The sequence below is a fragment of the Streptomyces sp. NBC_00158 genome, assembly GCF_045160885.1.
Classification (GTDB): domain Bacteria; phylum Actinomycetota; class Actinomycetes; order Streptomycetales; family Streptomycetaceae; genus Streptomyces.
The window spans coordinates 62,642-82,121 of sequence record NZ_CP108162.1 but is presented as its reverse complement, the minus strand read 5'-3'; the positions used below and the strand labels follow the sequence as shown (position 1 = coordinate 82,121).

Sequence of the window (19,480 nt, the reverse complement as noted above, 5' to 3'; positions counted from 1 at the left end):
GTCCTTGCTGCTGGTCAGCAGCGGATCGTACGCACGAAGATCGCTCGGATGCGTTGGCGTCTCACGTAGTGCGGCTCGACCTCGCTCACTTCGTCATGAGCAGTCACGAGCGCGGGGACGCCCCCGCCGCCTGGGAGTGCACCGGCAGTGCCCGACTCAACTTGCCGGCCGGCATCGTCGCCCGCTGGGCACCGAGCGGCTCGGTCGTCGAACACCTCGACACCGAGCACTGCCGGCTCACACTCGGCGCCTGGTCCTGGGCCGGCATCGCCGGGATCCTCGCCACCTTCGACACCGAACTCACCGACCTCCACCCACCCGAACTCGCACAGGCGTGCCGCCGACTTGCCTACCGATTGACCGTCGTCGCGGACACCGAAGGAATGCCGTCGTCATCTCTCACGAACGGTCCGTTGCCCGAGACGGACAGTGCCGCAAGTCCATGACCGGCGGCGGGAACGGGAGCCGGCCCGATCGGGTGACACACGGCTGGGAGTGTCTGCAGGGTCCCGGTCCCGGACGGTCCGGTTCGAGGACGTGGCGCCGGACCTGGCCGAGGACCCGGCCGGGGAAGACCGCGCCCCCGGCTGTACCACCCCCGAGGACGCAGACGCGCTCGGCGAACTGCTCGACGGGAGCACGATGGCAAGCGTGAGGCGGCTGAAGGTGTACGTCGGCGGCAGCGACGGGAGCATGTACGCCCTGAACGCGGTCACCGTGCCGGTCGGGAGCAGCCGTTGAGGACCCTGTGTGCTCAGGACCTGCCTGCCTCGCCGCTGTGAGGATCCGCCGGCGGGACCTTGAGGTCCTGGGGCTGTCGGCCCATCGGACGGCGGAGGCAGCGGTACGCGCACCGGCACACGAGGGGGACGGTCCCAGTGGCCCGAGCCCACCGCCGTGCGAGCTCACCCGCGCGGGGCGAGCGCTCCTAGGCAACCGGCGCCGGTGCGTGGGCCCCCGTACTGCCGCGCCCGAGGGCCTGTGCGGCCTGTGCGAGCCTGCGTACCCCCTCGGCCAGTTGGTCGGCGGGGAGTGTGTAGGGCAGCCGGACGTTGCGTTCGAACGCGCCGCCGACCCCGAACCGCGGGCCGGCCGCGATGACCACTCCGTGGTCGGGCGCGACGGCTGCGAGCCGCGAGCTGAGGGGCTCGGGGAAGGTCGCCCAGAGCGTCACGCCGCCTGCGGCCCGGGGTACGTGGACCTCGGGCAGGTGCTCGGCGAGCGCCTCACGCAGGGCGTCCCGTTGGGTGGCGAGCCGCGCGAGCCCGCCGGAGCGCCGGGTCTGGCGCCCGTTGAGCAGCACGGCTGTGGCGAGTTGCTCCACCACCGGGGTGCCGAGGTCCGTCGCCGGCCGGATCTGCTCGATGCGCTTCAGGAGGGACGGGACCGCACGGATCCAGCCGATGCGCAGGCCGCCCCAGATGCTCTTGGACACGGAGCCGACGCAGATGACCGTGGGCCCGGGCATGGGAGTGTGCATCGCGAACGGCTCCGGGCCCGGTCCTCCGTCCAGGACGAGGTCGGTCAGGGTCTCGTCGACGACGGTGGGACAGGCCAGCCTGAGACCGCGGCGCACCGCCGTGGGCATGCACGACCCGGTGGGGTTGTGGAAGTCGGGGATCAGGTAGGCGAGACGCGCGGTGCGGCCCGCCGCCAGGAACTGCTCGACGTCCCAGCCGGACGGTACGACGGACACGGGGAGCAGGCGGGCGCGCGCCTCGGTGAACGCCTTGATCGCGTGCGGGTAGGTCGGGTGCTCGATCAGCACCTTGTCGCGGGGCGAGACGAGGGCACGGGTCAGCAGGGCGACCGCGTGCTGCGCCCCGTTGGTGATCAGGACGTGGTCGGGCGCCGTGGGCAGGCCGCGCCGCTCGTACCAGCGGGCGACGGCTTCGCGCAGCTCCGCGGTTCCGTACCGGTCGTATCCGTGCCTGTCCAGGTGCCTGGGCAGCTGTTCGAGCGCGGTCGCGAAGGCGGCGTGGAGGATCTCGACGGGTGCGGGCGGGGCCGCGATCGACAGGTCGATGACCGCCGGGTCCGTGCCGGCGCCGGTACGTGCGACCTCCTCGGGCGGTGTGTCGTCGGGCAGCCGTACGGTCGCCCTGGCGCGGGCCCGCGTGGCGAGGTAGCCGTCCTCGACCAGCGTGCGGTACGCGGCGCCCACCGTGGTCCTGCTGGTGCCGAGCGCGGCGGCGAGGTCGCGTTCGCTCGGCAGGGCGGTGCCGAGGGAGAGGCGGCCGTCCAGAACGAGCAGCCGGAGCCGGTCGGAGAGGCGCTGGTGCGCGGGCCCGGCCCCCTCCTGCCAGGTCCCCAGCATGCGGGCGGTCGCGTGCGAACTGGTCTTCACCCGAGCCAGCCTAGTCAATCTGGCTATGGAATCCAGGTCCAGAGGCCACGAAGGTTGCCGCATGGCACCTTCAGCTCCTCCCCTCGCTTCCCCAAGACCGGCCTCCCCACGGATGGGTTTCACGGATCGGATCCGCGCGGGACGCAAAGCCCGTCGCATCCCGCAGCTCCTGGTCGGCCTGGCCGGATACGGGGCCTCCGTCATGCTGCTCGTCCAGTCCGGACTCGGCGCGGCCAGCTGGAACGTCCTCACGGAGGGCACCGCACGGACACTCGGCATCTCCTTCGGCTGGGCCACCAACCTGATCGCGGTCCTCGTGCTCCTCGCCTGGATACCCATGCGGGAGATGCCCGGCCCCGGCACGCTCCTCAACGTCGCCGTCGTCGGCTTCGCGGCGGACGCCACCGCCGCCGTGCTGCCCAGCCCGCACGGACTGCCCGCCCAGGCCGGCTACCTCGCCCTCGGCCTCGTCGCCCTCGCCTTCTTCGACGCCCTCTACCTCGGCGCGCAGTTCGGTTCGGGGCCGCGGGACGGCATCATGACCGGCCTCGTACGCCTCACCGGCCGGCCGATCGCCGTGGTGCGCACCGCCATCGAGGTCTGCGTCGCGGCGGTGGGCTGGCTCCTGGGCGGCACGGTCGGCGTCGGCACCGTCCTCGTCGCCCTGCTCCTGGGCCCCTTGATCGGCTACTTCCTCCCCCGCGTGACGGTCGTCCTCCCCACGGCACCGACGCCGCGGACGGGGCGCTCGGCCTCCGGGCAGCCCTGACCCTCAGCACGCGTTCCAACGTACGGGCCTGTCCCGCCCGGGGCCCGCCCGGACTCCGCAGCCTCGGCGGCCCGTCGCCCGCCCGTCAGCGTGATGTTGACGGTGTGGCAGGGTGGTGGGGCATGTGGGCCTTCGGGGCCCGTGAACGCGAGAGAGGTATGTCATGAACGAGGCCGAGCTCAGGGCGCTGTTCGCCGAGATCGACACGGACGGCGACGGGCGGATCAGCATCGTCGAGCTGGCGCAGGGGTTCAAGGCCGAGGGCGCCCAGGGGCACCTCGCCGAAGAGGTCAAGAAGGCCATGGCGGCCGACGTGAACCACGACGGGGTCCTCGACTTCGAAGAGTTCCGCACCCTGCTGAAGTAGCAGAGGGCCTGACCGGGCTGCGAGGTGGGCGGCTGCGTCCGTGTGGGACGAGCCGGCCGCCGTCCAAGCCTGAGCGGCCGGGCAAGCCCAGGGCAACCTGGGCGGGCCACCCGTGGGAGGACGGCTTGCCCAGGCCCCCGGCCACGGTCCTGGAGGTGCCGGCCGACTCACTGCGCGGCCTCTACGGCATCAGGCCCGCCCGGCCCCAGTGCGTCGAGCACGGCCGCCGTGACGCGCTGTTGGCCGACGGGGGTGAGGTGGACGCCGTCCTCCTCCGTGTGGCCGTGCGCGGCGGCCCGGGTGTCGACCGTGACCTCGGGTTCCGCGAGCAGGAGTTCGGCGACGGCGTCGAGGTCGGCCGCATCCCAGCCGAGCCCCGCCCGCCGGAAGTGCACGTACCGCGCGACGCGCCCGGGGTCGACCCCGGGCGGGGTGAGCCAGATCCACCGCGCCCCGGTCCGGCGGACCGTCAGGTCGCGCAGGGACCGCAGGGCGCGGCGGGTCTCCGCGGCGGCCACCAGCGGGATCCCGTCCAGCCGCTGGGCGTCGTTCGCCCCCAGCATGCAGAGCACCCAGTCGGGCCGTTGGAACGTGAGCTGCGGGAGGCCGGCCAGGGCTTGGGCCGTCGTACTACCGGATACGGCCAGGTTGGTGCAGCGGACGCCCTGCGGGACCAGGTGCCGCAGGATCTCGAACCAGGAGAGCCGGTCGGCGGTGGTGCTCTCCCCGACGGCCACGACGTGTTCGCCGGGCCGGAACGGCAGTGCGGCCAGGCGCGCGGCGGCCCCCGGCGCGGCCACGAGGGCGGCGGCGGCCTCCCGGTTGCGCTCCTCGAACCGGTCCAGGCGCGTCCGGTAGCCGGCCGGGTCGAGGCCGAACAGGGCCGCGAGCGCGGCCTCGTCGGGGGCCGGGCCGAGGTGGCGCAGGACCTTCTCGGGCTGGTGGAAGCGGAGCATTCGTTCCGCCGGGTCCTGGGCGGGGGCGGGGGCGCTGGAGGAGGAGTTCGTCATGGCGGTCAGCCCTCCGTACGGACGCGTCGGCGCGGCAGCAGGAACCCGGCCGCGATCAGCCACAGCAGACCGGCGAACCGGGCGACCGGCAGCAGCGGGGCGGCGCCGTCGGCCAGCAGGACCAGCGTCGACAGCTCGGCCACCGCCGCGATGGCCAGGCCCGTCACGGCCAGGGTGCGCGGGAGCAGGCCGGCGAGCAGCCCCGGTACGGCGATCCCGGCGATCAGCAGCCCCAGCAGGACCACGTGGGCGGGTCCGCCGAGCCCGAAGGCCACGTACTGCAGGACCCGTACGGCCTCGGCGCTGCCCGCCGCCTCCGGGCGGGACAGTACCCAGGTGACCAGGCCGGAGCAGGCGAGGAAGGCCGAGGCGAGGACGCCACCGGCGAGGGCGATGGTGGCGCCGGGGGCGCGGACCCCGAGCTTGTGCAGCCGCGCCGAGACGGTCGCGGCGTAGATGGCGAGGGGCACCGAGGCCGCGAACTGCAGGGCGCCGGAGGCGCGGACCGCACCGCTGTGGTCTCGGAAGTAGGCGGTCGCCGTCGCGGCGGGGCCGAAGGGCGAGGGGAAGGTGTCCCCGTCCGCGAGGAGGGTGCTGAGCACGAGTCCGGCGAGGAAGAGGGCGGTGAACACCACGGCGAGGATGCCGGGCGGCGGCCCGGCCTGCGGGTCGCGGCGGTTGCGGGTCTGCGGGGCGGTGGTGGTGGCAGTCACGGCACAATCCGTTCTCTGATGAGAATCGTTCACTGTGGAGAATCATTTCTCGTGGCTTACGATAGGCGGGTGAACAGCCCGCGGCAACCACGTTCGACGGATCCCGCCCCGGCCACCGGGCCGCGCGGAGCCGCGTTCCTCCTCGCCCAGATCGGCGCGCACGCCGCCGGGCGCTTCGCCGAACGCGTCGGCCACCTGGGACTGACCCCGGCCGACGTCGGACTGCTGCGCATGGTCGCCGGTCAGCCGGGGCGCAGCCAGCGGGCCCTCGCCGAGGACCTGGGCGTCGTGCCGAGCCGCGTCGTCGCACTGATCGACGGCCTGGAGGGCAAGGACCTCGTCGAACGGCGGCGCAGCGCCGAGGACCGCCGCAACCACGAACTCCACCTCACGGCGGAGGGCAGGCGCACGCTCGGCGCCGTCTCCCGCGCGGCCGCGGCCCACGAGGACGCCCTGCTCGCCGCCCTCGACCCGGAGCAGCGCACGCTCCTCGCCGGCCTCCTCGAACGCGTCGCCGCGCAGCAGGAGCTGACGCCGGGGGTCCACCCCGGCTACCGCGGCCGCGGCTGAGCGCCGCGCCCGCGCCGACGGTCTCATCCGCGCCCTCGCGGCCGTTGCGCCGACCTGGCGCTGCTGCTGGTCGATGCGCGCGAGACGTGGACGGACGAGGGGCGGGCGCGGGCCGCAGGCACGGCGTTCGCCGAGGGCTACGGCATCACCCCGGACCGGGAACGACTGCGCTTCCACCTCCACCTCCACCTCCACCTCGCCGCGCCCGCCTGGGGCTTACCCCTCCGGGACCTTCGGGGCCGCCGCGGTCCACTGGGGCCCGGTGCGCCTCGGCGGACCACTGCTCGGCATTCCACCGCGGCGGAGTCGAACCGACGATCCGGTGATTGCGTCGTTCCCCGTGGCGCGCGGAGGTCTGAAGACGGTCCGGCCGGCGGGACGCCGCTTGCCTTGAGGTGCCCCTCCGTTTATTCTCGTCATGATGACGATAATCGCACTTCGTCCTCGCGCCCTCCACTCACCGGGCGGCGCCGGGCGTTCCAACCCGCAGCAGGCCGTGCGGATATGACGCGATCACGACCCATTCCCCACCCCACCCGCCCCGCTAGGAACGTCCCATGCGCCACGCCAGTCCGCCGCCCCCGTCCTCCGTCCTGCACCCCGCCCTCTCCGCCCACCTGTCCGAGGTCCGCTCCCTCCGGGCGTTCGACGCGGCGGCGTACGTCGGCGAGAAGTGCCGCGTCCTGAACGGCTACTTGCAGCGGAACGGCCTCGACGCCGTGGTCGTGGGCATGTCCGGCGGCATCGACTCGGCAGTCGTGCTGGCCGTCGCCGAAGCTGCCCGCAGGAGCACGGACTCGCCGCTGGTGAAGATCGTTCCGGTCCTCGCTCCGATCAACGACACCTCCGCGGCCACCGGGCAGACCGAGGGAATGGCCCGCGGCCGCGAGGTGTGCGATTCCCTGGACCTCACTCCCGTGGTGGTGGACCTGACCGCGGCGCATGCCACGCTCAAGAGCGCAGTGGACGCGGACCTGCAACGACCCGGCGCGAACTGGGCCTCGGGACAGCTGGCCAGCTACATACGGACTCCGGCCTTCTACTACACCGCCAGCACGCTCTCCGAGCTCGGCCATTCCCCGGTCGTGCTGGGAACCACCAATCGTGACGAAGGCGCCTACCTGGGCTTCTTCGGCAAGGCGTCCGACGCCATGGTCGACGTCCAGGTCATCAGCGACCTGCACAAGAGTGAGGTGTACGCGGTGGCCCGCCACCTCGGACTGCCCCGCTCCGTCATCGACGCCGTTCCCACGGGCGACATGTTCGACGGGCGCCCCGACGAAGCGGTCTTCGGGACCTCGTACGACTTCGTCGAGCTCTACCTCGACTGGCTCACGACCCCGGCCGCCCGGAGGGAATCACGGCAAGCCCAATGGCCCGAGGCCGCCCGCCTCGAATTCGACGAGCTGGCCGCGCGCCTGGAACGCCTCCACTCCTTCAACGCGCACAAGTACAAGGCCGGCAGCCCGGCCGTACACCTCAACGTACTGCCCGCCGCCGTTCCGGGCGGCTGGACCCACGGCACCGAATCCGCCCGGACGGAGGGCCGACGATGAGCGGAACGGCGGTCAACCCCTTCACTCTCTCCCGGGGCACGGTGCGCGGCATCACCGCCGACGACTCGTGGACTCCTGAGGTATCGGAGGTTCCCCGAACCCCCGCCAAGGTGATCAAGAACTTCCTCACCCCGTCCGAGACCGGGCTCCTCACGGCCGAGCTCGCCGCCCAGCGCTTCGTACCCACGGGCCGTGACGGAATCCTCGCGCACTACGCGCAGGGCGATCCGATCGGCTCCCTCCGCGCCACAGCGGACTCCGGCGCCCTGGCGGCAGAGCTCTACCGGCGGCTGAAGTCGTGCCTGGCGCTCGAAGCGGGCCCCGACGATCCGACCGATACGGAAGGAAGGGCATGGCGCCCGGTCGCGGTGAACCCGCGCATGAGGTTCATCAGGTACGAGCGTGGCGGGCTCCTCGTACCGCACTACGATGCGCCCTACTTCGCCCCGGACGGGACGCGAACACTCCTGTCCGTCGTCCTCTACCTGTCCTACCGGGGGACCGGCGGCGAGACGCGGTTCATCGCGGACCGGCAGAAGGACCTGCCCTTCGCGCAGCGCGACTTCGCGGACTGGTCCCGAACCGCCGAGCCCGACGAGGTACTGGCCGCCCACCGTCCCGAACCGGGCGACGCGCTCCTCTTCTGGCACCGCACGCTCCACGACTCGGCCCCCCTGGCCGAAGGCACGAAGACCATCCTCAGAACCGATGTGCTCTATGAACCGACAGACGCCCAATAGCACAAGAGAACGACCGTGCGTGGTGCTCCCACCGCCGATGACCGTGTCCGAGGAAGCCGCTCGCGCACGGCGCGACCCCTTCTACCGGGACGTGATCACGGAGTGGGGCGAATCGATGCTGCGGATCACCGGCTACTTCGATGACGGATCGACCCGGGCGGACCTGCACGAGACGACCGGCACCCCCTTCTTCTGCACGCCCACCCACAAGCTGACCAGGAGTCCGGACCATTCCCGCCCCGTGGTCCTGCTGGCCACCGGAGCGTTCTCGCCGCTCCACCAGGGGCACCTGGACATGCTCCTGAGCGCACGCCGCGCGCTCGAAGCGAACGGAGACCACGTCGCCGGAGCCTACCTTTCACCCAGTCACGACCGTTACGTCTCGGCCAAGCTGGGCCGTGAAGCGCTGCCCGCGGACGAGCGGCTCGCACTCATCCGCCGGCAGACGACCTCGTACGACTGGATCACGGCCTGCCCCTGGGAATCCCAGTGGGTGGCCAACCCGGTCAACTTCACGACGGTCCTCCTCCGCCTGCAGAACCACCTCCGCCGGACATGGGACCGAGCGTGCGACGTCGCGCTCGTCGTCGGGGCCGACAACTCCGAGTTCGCGCGATGCTTCGCCCGGCGCGGCCGGTGCGTGATCGTCGCACGAGGAGGCCACGAAACCCGGGTGGCAGCAGTCCTCGACGACCCCGGGATGGCACCCGCCCTGCGCACGAAAAGGGTGCTCACCAGTCCCGGCCTTCCGGGATCGGCCTTCATGTCCTCCACGAAACTCCGTGCCGCGGCAGCCGCCCCCACCACGGGCGGTCCCTCCGGCCGACCCGGTGCCGACGCCGGCTCCCGGGCCACGCGCCGGTACGCGGTGCGGGACGACCTGGCCTGGGCCGCCCGGCGTTGGCGTGCGTCCGTTCCCGCGGAAATCCTCGAACCCGCCCTGGCCGAGTTCAGGGACGGCGTCCTCACGGGCATAAGGGCCGCCCTCAACGGCCCGGGAGGCCGACCCGTCCGTGTCGATCTCCTCGACCACGAGGAGCAGCGGGACGTGGCCGCGCGGCTCTGCGCCGAGAACACCGTCGTCTCGCTGGACCCGTCGACCCCCGCGACCCACCGGCTCGGGATATCGCGCCTGTTCTTCCCCTCCGACGGCCAACTGCGCCCGCACGCGATGGTGGCGCGCCCGGGATGGCCCGCCCCGAGCGAACAGGTGGCGAAGATCTCGGCGAAATCGGTCGTCCTGATGGACGACGACATCTGGACGGGCGCCAGCATGGAGTACGCCTCGGCGCTGCTCGAACAGGCCGGGATAGAGGTGGAGCGCACCATCTCCCTGATGTCCGAGATCACGCCGGACGCCCCCCGGCCGGTGGATCTCATCGACCTGAGAGACCTCCTCGTGGGCGCCGACGACAGCGGGCTGGTGGTCCAGCAAGCAGACGGTGTCATCACCCGGGCGCCATATCTGCCGCCCTTCGTCGATCTCACCTCACGGGCCTCCATCCCCCCGGCCGAGGTCCGTGACCTGGGCTCCCGGATCTGGGCGGCGAACGCGGTCTTCTTCGGCAGGACGGGCCTGCGCGTGGGCGACGCGTCCGCCGCCGTGCGCAGGTTCCTCCACGGTCTCGGGTACCGGGACGGAGCACTCCTGTCGGCCGTGTGCGACGCGTACCGGCGCCGCACCGCGGAGCTTCCCTTCTCCGGGGGATCGGATCCCCGTCAGATGTTGAGGAACCCGCCGGGCCGAGCAGGACAGGATGCCTGAACCGGCCTCGACCCCACCCGGGAAGGGGCATCAACGCACGAGCCGCCCGCTGGAACGAGCGCTCGGGGCCTCCGCGGGCCGTCAGGCGTTGTCCGGCCATGTCAGACGGCGGGCGGAGTGCGCCCATGCGGCCACGATCACGAGCACGGCGACGAGACCGCCGAGGGTCATGACCGTGGAGGGGGAGGTCCGGTCCACGACGGCACCACCGGCCACCGCGCCGAGTGAGATCGTCATCTGGAAGGAAGCGGTGAACAGCACCGACGCCGCCTCGGGCGCGTCGGGGGCCGCTTTGGCGAACCACGTCCGGGAGGAGACGGGGACGGCGCCGTAGGCAACGCCCCAGACGGCCAACAGGGCGACGGCTCCGATCTGCCAACGCCCCAGGACCGGCAGCAGCAGGGTGACGGCCGCGATCATGCCGGCGGCGAGACCGAAGGTGGCCCGGGGGTGGCGGGTGACCACCGCTCCGCCCAGGAAGTTGCCGGCGATTCCCGCGGCACCGTAGACCAACAGGGAGACGGTGATCAGTCGCGAGCCGGCACCGGTGACGTGCTCCAGGAACGGAGTGACGTAGGTGTAGGTCCCGAAGTGCGCCAGCACGGCGAGGAAGGTCAACAGCAGCGCGAAACGCGTGTTGACACCCCTGAGCGTGCTGCGCAGCACGCTCGGACGGGTCGTCCGGTCGGGCGGCAGCGACGGCATGACCAGGAGCAGCATGACCAGTACGCCGACTGCGAGGACCCCCATGACGACGAAGGCCGTGCGCCAGCCGGCCAGGCTTCCGACGGACGTGCCGGCCGGTACGCCGAGCACGGAGCCCAGCGGTACTGCGGAGAAGATCACGGACGTGGCGCGGCCGACCGACGCCGCGGGCACCAGACGCTCGGCCAGTCCGGCGCCGATCGACCAGAAGCCCCCGATGACGATGCCGACGATGACGCGGGAGACCAGGACCAGCCAGTAGTCGGATGCCGCAGCGGCCAGGAAGTTCGCCATGGCCAGCAGGAGCGTGAACACGCACAGCATCAGACGGCGGTCGACGTGCGAGGTCGCCACGGTGACCACGGGTGCGGAGACGGCCGCGAGAAGTCCGGGCATGGTGATCATCAGCCCGGCCGTCCCGTCGGAGACGGCGAAGCCGGAGCCGATCGTGGTGAGCAGGCCGATCGGCAGGATCTCGGTCGTGACGATGGAGAAGATCCCCAGCGTGACCGCAGTCACGGCCGGCCACCCGCTCAGGGGTGACCGAGCCGGTAAGCCGGCTTCGCCGGAGTGACGCGCGGTGGTGTTCGTCGAGGGCATGGATTCCGTCCCGTGCAGGGCCTGTGGTTGCGTGATCAGTTCAACAGGCACCGGGCGGTGGGGGCTGGCAGGCCTGCGACATCACCCTCGCGTCACAAGGACGATGTCGCACACCTGCGTTCACACCACACCGGCAACGAGTACGACGAGGTGCGCGCGGCCGGTCACGGGGCCGTTGAGATACTCCGGCCATGGATACGAGGGCGGGTACGCGGGCGGACCGGATTCCGCCGGGCGGGGTTCCGGCGCCCGGGGCCGGGGGGAGGCGTCCCGTGGAGTGGGCGCTGCGCCCCGCGGAGCCCTCGGACGTCGAGGCGATCGCGGAATTGCGGGCAGCGGTGATGCGCCCGGACCTGGAACGGCTGGGACGGTACGACGAGCACCGGGTCCGGCAGCGGCTGCGGGACTCCTTCTCCCCCCGGCACACCTCGGTCATCACGGCCGAAGGTTCCTTCGCGGGCTGCGTCACCGTGCGCCCGGACGGGGAGGGGTGGTGGCTGGAGCACTTCTACCTCGCTCCGGCCCACCAGGGGCGGGGCCTCGGATCGGCCGTGCTGGAGCGGCTGCTGCAACGGATTGACGCCGATGCCGCACCCGTCCGTCTGAACGTCCTCCAGGGCAGCGACGCCCGGCGGCTCTACGAGCGCCACGGGTTCACCGTGGAAGTCCAGGACCCGGTCGACGTCTTCATGGTGCGACGGCCGCGCGCGGCGCCGCGGGATGAGGGCGGACCCCCCCGCCGCGTCCCGGTGAGGGACGGGCGAGGGGCCCCGCGCACGGTGCGGTCGGCCGTTACGGCGCCGGCGCCACCTTCAGCAGCTTGTTGGCGGTGCCCGCGGACGGGTTCTTGATCGCCCCGGGCGTCGCCTTCCCGGTCAGCGCCCCGGCGGTCTCGGCGGGGGTCGCCGAAGGGTGCCCGCCGAGGTGGACGGCCGCGGCGCCCGCGACGTGCGGAGCGGCCATCGACAGGCCGGAGTGGTGCTCCGTCACCCAGTCGATGCCCGCCACGACCTGCTCCGTGGTGCCGGACCCCTTGTCGTCGAGCACCCGCACGGCGACGACCTTGGCCTTCTTGGCGACCCCGTGCGCCGTGCCGGCGATGGTGCCCGCCACGTGGGTCCCGTGCCCGTTGCCGTCGTCGGCGCTGTCGTCGTTGTCGACGGCGTCGAAGCCGCGGGCGGCCCGGCCGCCGAAGTCCTGGTGCGAGATCCTGACGCCGGTGTCGATGACGTAGGCGGTCACTCCCGCACCGCCGTTGTCGGGGTAGGTGTACTTCTTGTCCCCGGCCGTCCCGGTCTGGTCGATCCGGTCGAGCCCCAGGACGGGGGGCTGGGTCTCGTTGACGGTGAAGCGCTTGTTCTGCGCGACCGTGCCGACTGCGGGGTCGGCGGCGAGCTGCTTGGCCTCCTTCTCGGTGAGTCCGGAGGCGGAGAAGCCGTTGACGGAGGAGCCGTACGAGCGCTCCAGCCGGCCTCCGTACTTCTTCGCCAGGTCCTCCTTGTTCGCGGACGTGTCGAGTATGACGACGAAGCCGCCGTCCACCGCTCGGATTTATTGACGATGGATTCGAGGGGCACGTGCAAAACGGGTTGCCCGTCCGGGCCGACAGCAGCGATCATCCTGGGGATTTTGCCCCCGATCACCGGAGACACATGACCACCGAACTGTCCAAGGCCTGGGAACTCTTCGAATCCGGCGACCCCCAGGGGTCGATGCGGACCCTGCTGCCCGTCGCCGAAGAGCTCACGTCCGAAGAGATCGCCCCGCTGGTGGCCGGACTGGCCGAAGGCGCCGGGTACACGGATCTCGCCGAGGCCTCGGCAGAGCTGGCGGCACGGCCCGCGGAGGCCGAGCGGCTGTACGGGTTCGGCTACGCCTGCGTCGAACGGGGGCTTCCCGCGCTGGCCGTTCCCGCGCTGCGGGCGGCGTTCGGCCTGACCTTGGAGCCGGCGGCCGCGCCCGGACGTACCGGGCTGTTCCGCCGCAGGCCCAAGGCGAGGGCCGGGACGGGGCTCGGGCCGCGGCGGGTGCTCCTGGAGCTGGTGACCGCGTTGGAGCGGGTCGAGCGGCACGCCGACGCGCTGGCGCTGCTGCGGGAACACGATTCCCTCCTGGCCGACTGGCCGGACCGCTATCTGGCGGTCTACAACGCGCTGATGGCCGGCCGGACCGACACGGCCCGGGAGGTGTTCGGCGGCCTGTCGGCGCCAGAGGGGGTCTGGGCGGGACCGGGCCGACGGGCCGGGCGGATGCTCGACCGTGCCGCGGCCCTGCCGCCGACCGGCCTCCAGGACCTGCGCGGCTGGCACTACGTGCTGACCGGTGGCCTGCTCCTCACCCTCTCCCCGCACGGGTTCGAGGAGGGCATGACCGGCCGCTGGGCGTACCTGCAGGACGACTTCGACTCCTGCCGGCACGGCCTGCACCGGCTGCGCACGGTCCTGGAGGCCACCGGCCGCACGCCCGCGTCCGTCGCTCTGCTGCCCGACCGCGGCAGCCGGGCGCTCGGTCTGGCGGCCGCACGCCTGCTGGGCGTCCCGGCCTCCCCGTACCGGCCCGGTACTCCGGACGCGCTGGTCGTCGCGTACGACCTGACCGCGTGCGACCCCGGCACGGTGGCCGCGCTCGGGGAGCGGGCGCCGGGCGAGCTGCTGTTCGAGCACGCCACCTGCTGGACCGAGACGCCGGGAGCCACGGCCGACCTCTGCACCCTGCTGGTGCAGAACGTGACCGCTCCCTGGGAGCCCGGCCTGCGGCTCACCGAAGACGGCCGGGCGGAGCGGGGGGAGCCCGACGGCCGGAGCGCCGAGGAGCTCGCGGAGGCGATCCTGGCGGCGGATCCCGCCCCGGCGGAGGGCGACGGCGGGACACCGGACGACCCCGACGCGGCACTGGCCGCGTTCGCCGCACGCGCGGCCGGGCTGTGGGCGGACGGGCCACGGGACCCCGTCAGGTCCTCGGGCCCCGTGCGCAGCGGCCGCTTCGCCTGACCTGGAGGGACGCCGAGGCACCTGGGCCGGAAAAGGGCGTCCGGAGGAGCCGGTTCCGAAGTGATCGGAGCGTGCGCCGCGCACGTCGAGCTGTACCCCGTACCGCACCTGGGGACGCCAGGCCTGGCGCATCGCGGCCGCGTAGTCGGCCGGGACGTTGTCCAGCGACATCTCCTCCAGCTCGGGGCCGGCGGCACCTGCTGCTCGTCATCGACGAACGCCGCACCGGCTGGGCCGGGACCCGCTCCGGCCGCCCCCCACCCGGTCATGGACGACGCCGTCGCCCTCCACCCGGTCCGCACCGACGGCACCCGCCAGCCGCTGTGACAGCGACGGTTCGCCCAGGCCAAGTCGATGCTCGGCGCCGCCGCGGACGGCAGTAGTGGTGGCGTCCTACGCGAGCGTCGACTCGCGGGCCTGGGTGGCGGAGATCAGCCCGGCCAGGGAGGTGCGGGTTTCCGACAATGCGGAGATCCGGTCGTCCAGACCCCGGAGGTGCTCTTGGAGGGTCGCCAGCTTGCATCCGGCGACCGTGCCGTCTTGGCCGATGCACGGCTGCAGGTCGCGGATGACCCGACTCGGAAGGCCGGCGTCCAGCAACGCGCGAATGCGCCGGACCACGGCGGGGGCGCTGTCGTCGTAGCGGCGGTGGCCGCTGTCGAGGCGGTAGGACTCCAGGAGGCCCTGCTCCTCGTAGTAGCGCAGCAGTCGGACGGATGTGCCGGTCGCGGCGGCGAGCTCGCCAATCTTCATGTGGTGCTCCTCACAACCCCTTGAACCTCACATCGGTGTGAGATCTTAGCGTGAGGGGCATGACGAACACAGATCGCCCCATAGCCCTCTGCGGTTTCCTGCGACCCAGGCCGGAGCGTGCGGACGAGGTCCGGCGCATCCTCTCCTCTTTCGTGGAACCCACCCGTCAAGAGCCCGGCAACCTGCAGTACCACCTCCACGAGCACGAGGACGGCCGCTTCTTCCTGTACGAGGTCTGGCGTTCCCAGGAAGACCTGGACCGGCACAACGCGACGCCCCCGCTGCGCGCCTTCCTGGAAAACCTGTCGACCTTCCTGGAGGGAGCGCCGGAGGGCTACTTCGACACCATGCTCAGCCCGTACGCCGAGGCCGAACCGCTTGCCGCCTGAGGCGGACGCCCGCGGCAGGCCCTGTGCGGCGAACTGGGTGGAGCAGGACTCAGGCCCCGCGATCGAAGCAAGATCCATTGGTGAATCGGCCACCGTGGACGCGAAAGGCTGCGGAGTGACGACCATCGCTGCGGGGCGGCGTTGTCCGGCCCAGGGCAGGACGTGCGTGGTCCGGTCGGCTGCTCCGGCAGGACGCTGCCTGTCAGGCGGTTGATGACCTGGTGCGGGCCACCGAGGAGGCCTTTCGTTCACACCCGGACGCCGTGATCATGCTGAGCTTTCCCGGGATCGGCCCTCAGGTCGGTGCCCGCGTTCTGGGCGAGATCGGTGACGACAGGAGCCGGTTCGCCACAGCGGGAAGGCCGAAGGCGTACACCGGCTCGGCTCCGATCACGCGGGCCTCCGGCAGACGTCGCCCGACCGGATGCTCGGCCAGCTCCACCATCGCCTCCTGGCGCGCACCCCGTTCCATGAATCGATCGCCTTCCCCACAGAGCCGCCGCTAGCAGAAACAGCCGCCACGCGAACGGAACGGCTCATCCAGGAGCGACAGGAACGACGACCACGCCCATGAGGCGCCAAGTGCAGACAATCGCGGCCCGGCCCGGCGCCCCGGCCTTCGCGTGAGCGCGGTCCAGCCCACACGATGAGGTGATACCGGAAGGTGCGACCATCGTCGGATGCGAGGCATCGATGAGCTGGTCAATGTGGACGATCCGGCGTGGCCGGAGCTGCAGGGGGTTCTCAGGGCGAGCTCAGTACCGGTTCAAGTGCTGCCCGGAGACATCGACGAGGGCCGCCGGTGCCTCCTGCAGATGCAGGTCACCGGGCGATCGGTGCTGGGTGCACTGGCGTTGCACACCGGCGGATTGCTCGTGGACGACGGGTGGCTACGAGTGTTCGGCGGGGGTTCTGGTTCGGTTGCGGATGGGCGGCTCCTGAGTCTGGCGCAGGTCAACCGCTTCCCCACGGACTTCGATCCTGGCTGGCATCCCGTGACGGGTCTTGTCGTCGGCCACGACATCGTCGGAGGGGTCTTCGCGTTGAACGGTGGCGATCCCTCGGCAGCGGGCCGCCCTGGGGCACCCGGTCAGATGACGTACTTCGCTCCCGACACCCTGGAGTGGGAGGAGATGGAGATGGGCCACTCCGGGTGGGTCTCCTGGCTGCTCTCGGGCAGGCTGGAGACGTTCTACGACGGACTGCGCTGGCCCGGCTGGCGCGAGGAGGCCGCGGCACTGGCATTTGAGCAAGGTCTTTCCGTGTATCCGTTCCTGTGGTCCGAGGAAGCACACGCCGATCTCGCGGCCACCAGCCGGCGACCTGTGCCGATGCGCGAGGTACTCGGAGTCGCAGCGGACTTCGCCCGGCAGATGGGGCCGTCCGATCCGGGTTTCCTGGGCGACACGTGACTGGTTTCACTGTTGGGCCTGGAGGGCCTGGAGGTGGGGCTGGCTGCTCCTCGGCCGCCACGACGAGCACGGCCGGCTGTGCACGGTCGTCGCGGTTCAAGCGGCTGCGCCTGGACGGGATGGTGGACGACGTTCCGCCCTTCGGCCAGGGCTCGGCCGGGGCCGCGGGCTGAGGACGGCGCTCGGTCCTCCGGCCGTGCCGCGGGGCCATGGGCCCGATCCGCGACGGGGGAACGCCCCCGCGGGGCCCGGCGAAGGGCGGGCCGGCCACACGGTGGCCCGCCGGATGTCCGTCTCCGAGCACACCGTGCGGGACCACCTCAAGCCGGTGTTCGCGAAGCCCGCGACGAACGACCGCAGAGTGCTGCTGGCCCGCGCCCGCGCCCGCGCACTCGGAACGTGAACCGCGGGCCGCTACCCCGCCTGCTTGACGCAGGTCCGGTCCCTCGCCGGCAGCTTGCCCGTGGCCAGGTACCGGTTCACCTGGTCGTCCACGCACGCGTTCCCGTACCGCCCGAAGAGGGCGTGCCGGTTGGCGCCCTCCAGGGTGACCAGCCTGGAGCTCGGCAGCTGCTCGTGCAGCGCGACGCTTCCCTTGTACGTCGTACGCGGGTCACCGGTGGCGGCGACGATCAGCGCGGGGGCATCGTGCCGCACCCTGGTGGGCTCCTCGCGCGGCGAGTCCCAGAAGGCACACGGGTTGATGTTGTTGGTCAGCGCGCCGAACAGCGGGTGCGCGGCGCGGCTGCGCTCGATGTCCCGCCAGTAGAGCTCGGGATCGCGTTCGGCGGCCACGTCCCCGCAGATGACGGCGGACTGCGCGCCGGTGGGCTCGCCCTCACCGCGCAGCACGTACCGGAGCTCCGGGACGAGCGCCGGCGGCACCGTCGTCGGCCGGCCCTCCGCGGCTTCGGCCAGAACGGAAATCAGCTCGCCGAACGACGCCCGCGCCGGGGCGGTGTCGTCCGCGATGCCCGAGAAGACGAGGAGCGGCACCTGGCTGTCGTCGATCCGGAAGGCATCGGAGCCGGCGCCGATGGTCAGCGGACCGCGCGCGGCCGCCGCGACGATGCGGTCGACGGCGGCGAGCACCTCGGCGCGGCTGCGGCCGAGGCCGTAGGCGTCGTGGCGCTCCGCGGCCCAGGCCGCCCAGTCGGACAGCGCCTTCTCGTTCTCGCGCTCGGTGCCCTTCAGCAGCCGGGGGCGGTAGTCGCTCGGGTCGATCGCCCCGTCCAGCACCATCCGGTCGTGGCGGCCGGGGAACATCTGCGTGTAGACCGTGCCCAGGTAGGTGCCGTACGAGTAGCCCAGGAAGGAGATCTTCCGTTCGCCGAGCGTGCCGCGGATGACGTCCATGTCGCGGGCCGTGTTGCGGGTGGTGACGTGCGGGAGCACCGCGGCGTCGGTGGCCCGGCACTTGTCGGCCAGGCTCTTCTGCAGGGCGACCTGGCGGTCGAAGCCCGCCCGGCCGGTGCCGGCGGACAGCCAGGTCATGCCGACGGGCAAGCCGCAGTCCAGCGGGGTGCTGCGCCCGATGAAGCGCGGGTCGAAGCCGACGATGTCGTAGCGCGCGCCGACCTCCTTCATCGACGCGCGGGCCTGCGGCGGGGACTGGAGCGCGGGGCCGCCCGGACCGCCGTTGTTGAGGAGGATCGCGCCGATGCGGTGGCGGGTGTCGGTGGCCTTGAGCCGGGAGATCGCCACGGTGATCGTGCGTCCCCGGGGGTCGGCGTAGTCCAGGGGCACGGTCACGTCCGCGCACTGCACGCCTGCCCGGTCCAGATCGCGGCCCGTGGTGTCGTCGGGGCCCTTGACGCAGCTGCCCCAGCCCAGGTGCTGGCGGTAGTACCGGTCCAGTCCGGCCCCGGAGCTGTCCTGGGCGGGGGGCTCGGCGGCCGTGGCCAGGACGGGGGAGGACGTGAGGCAGGCGGCGAGGGCGAGGCCCACGGCCAAGGCACGGCGTGCGGCGGGGCTGACATGGGTCACGGGGTCTCCTTGAGCATCGTCCGCTTCGTGTGATCGCATGCCCCGAGGCTAGGAACCCGCCCTGGTACGGCACATCGCCCAAGGGCACGAGGACCCCGGTCCCATCCACTCCTGGTCCGGGACCTACGGCCCGGTCCGGCCTCCTCCTACGGGAGGAGACCGCCGCACTGGCATGCTGTCAGGAGTCCTCCGGCTCCAGAATCGAGACGACCCCGTGTCCCCTTCCCAGATCCTCTGGCTCTTCGCATCGCTCTTCACCGCCGCGGGGTCGGTCATCGGCGTCGTCGCCTCCCTCAAGATCCGACGCGTCCGGTTCCTGCTGAGGGAGGGCAGCACCGCGCAGGGCGTGGTGACACGCCTCGAGGAGACCCGGATCGCGCCGGCCTCGGACGCCGTCAGCACCAGCCGGAGCGTCGGAACCACCGTGTACTACCCGGTCATCACCTGGAGCACGGGCGACGGCCGCGCGATGGAAACCAGGACGAGCATCGCTCGGCCCAAGGACAGGACCCTTCCCGTCGGTGCCCGCGTCGAGGTCCGGTACGACCAGGCGGACCCGTCGCGCTGGACCCTCCCGGCCGAGGGCACCGGCTTCTGGTGGCTGTTCAGCGCGATGGGCGCGTTGTTCGTCGCGACGGGGCTGGGGTTCGCCCTGGGAGGTCTGTCGTAAGGGCGCGGACGTCCACGGGATCCGGCTCTGTCGCGGATCTTGTGACGCTGCGTCGGCCTGACGGCCCTGACGGCCCTGACGGCGCTGGCCGAGGTGGTAGGGCTCTCGCTGGACGGCAGGCTGGCCGCCCTGCAAGCC

Annotated in this window: 20 protein-coding genes and 4 pseudogenes; 17 read left to right on the top strand and 7 right to left on the bottom strand. The window is 72.2% G+C overall.

What is annotated here, in order from left to right:
- Positions 1 to 95: 95 nt before the first annotated feature.
- Positions 96 to 446, top strand: coding sequence for a hypothetical protein (locus OG553_RS35575; RefSeq protein WP_405983230.1), 351 nt, complete (start codon positions 96 to 98; stop codon positions 444 to 446).
- Positions 447 to 495: 49 nt separating this feature from the next.
- A complete protein-coding gene (locus OG553_RS35570; protein ID WP_405983229.1) occupies positions 496 to 741 on the top strand; it encodes a hypothetical protein in 246 nt (81 codons plus the stop codon).
- A 187-nt stretch (positions 742 to 928) separates the two neighbouring features.
- On the opposite strand, the gene OG553_RS35565 is transcribed toward OG553_RS35570, so the two are convergent.
- On the bottom strand, positions 929 to 2,347 hold the full coding sequence (locus OG553_RS35565) for a PLP-dependent aminotransferase family protein (protein WP_331727844.1): 1,419 nt from the start codon (positions 2,345 to 2,347) through the stop codon (positions 929 to 931).
- A 112-nt stretch (positions 2,348 to 2,459) separates the two neighbouring features.
- On the opposite strand from OG553_RS35565, the gene OG553_RS35560 reads away from it, so the two are divergent.
- On the top strand, positions 2,460 to 3,116 hold the full coding sequence (locus OG553_RS35560; RefSeq protein WP_331727841.1) for a hypothetical protein: 657 nt from the start codon (positions 2,460 to 2,462) through the stop codon (positions 3,114 to 3,116).
- 163 nt (positions 3,117 to 3,279) lie between these two features.
- Complete coding sequence (locus OG553_RS35555; RefSeq protein WP_331727839.1) at positions 3,280 to 3,483, top strand: EF-hand domain-containing protein; 204 nt, start codon at positions 3,280 to 3,282, stop codon at positions 3,481 to 3,483.
- A 167-nt stretch (positions 3,484 to 3,650) separates the two neighbouring features.
- On the opposite strand, the gene OG553_RS35550 is transcribed toward OG553_RS35555, so the two are convergent.
- Both OG553_RS35550 and OG553_RS35545 read right to left on the bottom strand, forming a co-directional pair.
- Positions 3,651 to 4,493, bottom strand: a complete 843-nt coding sequence (locus OG553_RS35550) for an SGNH/GDSL hydrolase family protein (protein ID WP_331727837.1) — start codon at positions 4,491 to 4,493, stop codon at positions 3,651 to 3,653.
- 5 nt (positions 4,494 to 4,498) lie between these two features.
- Positions 4,499 to 5,206, bottom strand: a complete 708-nt coding sequence (locus OG553_RS35545) for a hypothetical protein (protein WP_331727834.1) — start codon at positions 5,204 to 5,206, stop codon at positions 4,499 to 4,501.
- Between the two features lie 69 nt (positions 5,207 to 5,275).
- Here OG553_RS35545 and OG553_RS35540 point away from each other — a divergent pair, with 69 nt between their 5' ends.
- The 5 genes and pseudogenes from OG553_RS35540 to OG553_RS35520 all read left to right on the top strand — a co-directional run bounded on the left by OG553_RS35540 (position 5,276) and on the right by OG553_RS35520 (position 9,837).
- Positions 5,276 to 5,776, top strand: coding sequence for a MarR family winged helix-turn-helix transcriptional regulator (locus OG553_RS35540; protein WP_405983228.1), 501 nt, complete (start codon positions 5,276 to 5,278; stop codon positions 5,774 to 5,776).
- Between the two features lie 42 nt (positions 5,777 to 5,818).
- A pseudogene (locus OG553_RS35535) lies at positions 5,819 to 5,962 on the top strand (aminoglycoside O-phosphotransferase APH(3'')-Ia); the annotation flags it as partial.
- A gap of 371 nt (positions 5,963 to 6,333) precedes the next feature.
- Positions 6,334 to 7,332, top strand: coding sequence for an NAD(+) synthase (gene nadE, locus OG553_RS35530; RefSeq protein ID WP_331727829.1), 999 nt, complete (start codon positions 6,334 to 6,336; stop codon positions 7,330 to 7,332).
- The gene (locus OG553_RS35525; RefSeq protein WP_331727826.1) at positions 7,329 to 8,072 is read left to right on the top strand and encodes a 2OG-Fe(II) oxygenase; all 744 of its coding nucleotides are present in this window, start codon (positions 7,329 to 7,331) and stop codon (positions 8,070 to 8,072) included. The genes nadE and OG553_RS35525 overlap by 4 nt, the downstream gene beginning before the upstream one ends.
- A 37-nt stretch (positions 8,073 to 8,109) precedes the next feature.
- The gene (locus tag OG553_RS35520; RefSeq protein WP_331727823.1) at positions 8,110 to 9,837 is read left to right on the top strand and encodes a hypothetical protein; all 1,728 of its coding nucleotides are present in this window, start codon (positions 8,110 to 8,112) and stop codon (positions 9,835 to 9,837) included.
- Between the two features lie 81 nt (positions 9,838 to 9,918).
- Here OG553_RS35520 and OG553_RS35515 read toward each other — a convergent pair whose 3' ends face one another.
- Positions 9,919 to 11,142 carry an MFS transporter gene (locus tag OG553_RS35515; protein ID WP_331727820.1) on the bottom strand — a complete coding sequence of 408 codons (1,224 nt, stop codon included), beginning with the start codon at positions 11,140 to 11,142 and terminating at the stop codon, positions 9,919 to 9,921.
- Between the two features lie 284 nt (positions 11,143 to 11,426).
- Here OG553_RS35515 and OG553_RS35510 point away from each other — a divergent pair.
- Positions 11,427 to 11,846: pseudogene (locus OG553_RS35510) on the top strand (GNAT family N-acetyltransferase); the annotation flags it as partial.
- An 88-nt stretch (positions 11,847 to 11,934) separates the two neighbouring features.
- Here OG553_RS35510 and OG553_RS35505 read toward each other — a convergent pair.
- A pseudogene (locus OG553_RS35505) lies at positions 11,935 to 12,687 on the bottom strand (S8 family serine peptidase); the annotation flags it as partial.
- A 107-nt stretch (positions 12,688 to 12,794) separates the two neighbouring features.
- Between OG553_RS35505 and OG553_RS35500 the strand changes: the two are divergent.
- Both OG553_RS35500 and OG553_RS35495 read left to right on the top strand, forming a co-directional pair.
- On the top strand, positions 12,795 to 14,132 hold the full coding sequence (locus OG553_RS35500) for a hypothetical protein (protein WP_331727814.1): 1,338 nt from the start codon (positions 12,795 to 12,797) through the stop codon (positions 14,130 to 14,132).
- Positions 14,133 to 14,192: 60 nt separating this feature from the next.
- Positions 14,193 to 14,459, top strand: coding sequence for a hypothetical protein (locus OG553_RS35495; protein WP_405983227.1), 267 nt, complete (start codon positions 14,193 to 14,195; stop codon positions 14,457 to 14,459).
- 66 nt (positions 14,460 to 14,525) lie between these two features.
- Here OG553_RS35495 and OG553_RS35490 read toward each other — a convergent pair whose 3' ends face one another.
- On the bottom strand, positions 14,526 to 14,885 hold the full coding sequence (locus OG553_RS35490) for a MerR family transcriptional regulator (RefSeq protein WP_331727811.1): 360 nt from the start codon (positions 14,883 to 14,885) through the stop codon (positions 14,526 to 14,528).
- 59 nt (positions 14,886 to 14,944) lie between these two features.
- On the opposite strand from OG553_RS35490, the gene OG553_RS35485 reads away from it, so the two are divergent.
- From OG553_RS35485 to OG553_RS35470, 4 genes and pseudogenes are all read left to right on the top strand, one after another.
- Entirely contained in the window at positions 14,945 to 15,274 is a 330-nt protein-coding gene (locus OG553_RS35485; protein ID WP_331727808.1) for a putative quinol monooxygenase, read from the top strand.
- Between the two features lie 179 nt (positions 15,275 to 15,453).
- Positions 15,454 to 15,699: pseudogene (locus tag OG553_RS35480) on the top strand (transposase); the annotation flags it as partial.
- A 255-nt stretch (positions 15,700 to 15,954) separates the two neighbouring features.
- Positions 15,955 to 16,686 carry a DUF2625 domain-containing protein gene (locus OG553_RS35475; RefSeq protein WP_331727805.1) on the top strand — a complete coding sequence of 244 codons (732 nt, stop codon included), beginning with the start codon at positions 15,955 to 15,957 and terminating at the stop codon, positions 16,684 to 16,686.
- 286 nt (positions 16,687 to 16,972) lie between these two features.
- Positions 16,973 to 17,089: a two-component response regulator gene (locus OG553_RS35470; RefSeq protein WP_331727802.1), complete on the top strand. Its 117-nt coding sequence runs from the start codon at positions 16,973 to 16,975 to the stop codon at positions 17,087 to 17,089.
- An 11-nt stretch (positions 17,090 to 17,100) separates the two neighbouring features.
- On the opposite strand, the gene OG553_RS35465 is transcribed toward OG553_RS35470, so the two are convergent.
- The gene (locus OG553_RS35465; protein ID WP_331727799.1) at positions 17,101 to 18,672 is read right to left on the bottom strand and encodes an alpha/beta hydrolase; all 1,572 of its coding nucleotides are present in this window, start codon (positions 18,670 to 18,672) and stop codon (positions 17,101 to 17,103) included.
- 214 nt (positions 18,673 to 18,886) lie between these two features.
- On the opposite strand from OG553_RS35465, the gene OG553_RS35460 reads away from it, so the two are divergent.
- Positions 18,887 to 19,342: a DUF3592 domain-containing protein gene (locus tag OG553_RS35460; protein WP_405983226.1), complete on the top strand. Its 456-nt coding sequence runs from the start codon at positions 18,887 to 18,889 to the stop codon at positions 19,340 to 19,342.
- Positions 19,343 to 19,480 lie beyond the last annotated feature (138 nt).

Bases quoted from the DNA above. Each gene is read 5' to 3' on its own strand.
- OG553_RS35490 (WP_331727811.1), bottom strand. From the start codon at position 14,885: ATGAAGATTGGCGAGCTCGCCGCCGCGACCGGCACATCCGTCCGACTG.
- OG553_RS35500 (WP_331727814.1), top strand. From the start codon at position 12,795: ATGACCACCGAACTGTCCAAGGCCTGGGAACTCTTCGAATCCGGCGAC.
- OG553_RS35520 (WP_331727823.1), top strand. From the start codon at position 8,110: ATGACCGTGTCCGAGGAAGCCGCTCGCGCACGGCGCGACCCCTTCTAC.
- OG553_RS35470 (WP_331727802.1), top strand. From the start codon at position 16,973: ATGTCCGTCTCCGAGCACACCGTGCGGGACCACCTCAAGCCGGTGTTC.
- nadE (WP_331727829.1), top strand. From the start codon at position 6,334: ATGCGCCACGCCAGTCCGCCGCCCCCGTCCTCCGTCCTGCACCCCGCC.
- OG553_RS35475 (WP_331727805.1), top strand. From the start codon at position 15,955: ATGCGAGGCATCGATGAGCTGGTCAATGTGGACGATCCGGCGTGGCCG.
- OG553_RS35550 (WP_331727837.1), bottom strand. From the start codon at position 4,493: ATGACGAACTCCTCCTCCAGCGCCCCCGCCCCCGCCCAGGACCCGGCG.
- OG553_RS35485 (WP_331727808.1), top strand. From the start codon at position 14,945: ATGACGAACACAGATCGCCCCATAGCCCTCTGCGGTTTCCTGCGACCC.
- OG553_RS35575 (WP_405983230.1), top strand. From the start codon at position 96: ATGAGCAGTCACGAGCGCGGGGACGCCCCCGCCGCCTGGGAGTGCACC.
- OG553_RS35555 (WP_331727839.1), top strand. From the start codon at position 3,280: ATGAACGAGGCCGAGCTCAGGGCGCTGTTCGCCGAGATCGACACGGAC.
- OG553_RS35560 (WP_331727841.1), top strand. From the start codon at position 2,460: ATGGGTTTCACGGATCGGATCCGCGCGGGACGCAAAGCCCGTCGCATC.
- OG553_RS35525 (WP_331727826.1), top strand. From the start codon at position 7,329: ATGAGCGGAACGGCGGTCAACCCCTTCACTCTCTCCCGGGGCACGGTG.
- OG553_RS35515 (WP_331727820.1), bottom strand. From the start codon at position 11,142: ATGCCCTCGACGAACACCACCGCGCGTCACTCCGGCGAAGCCGGCTTA.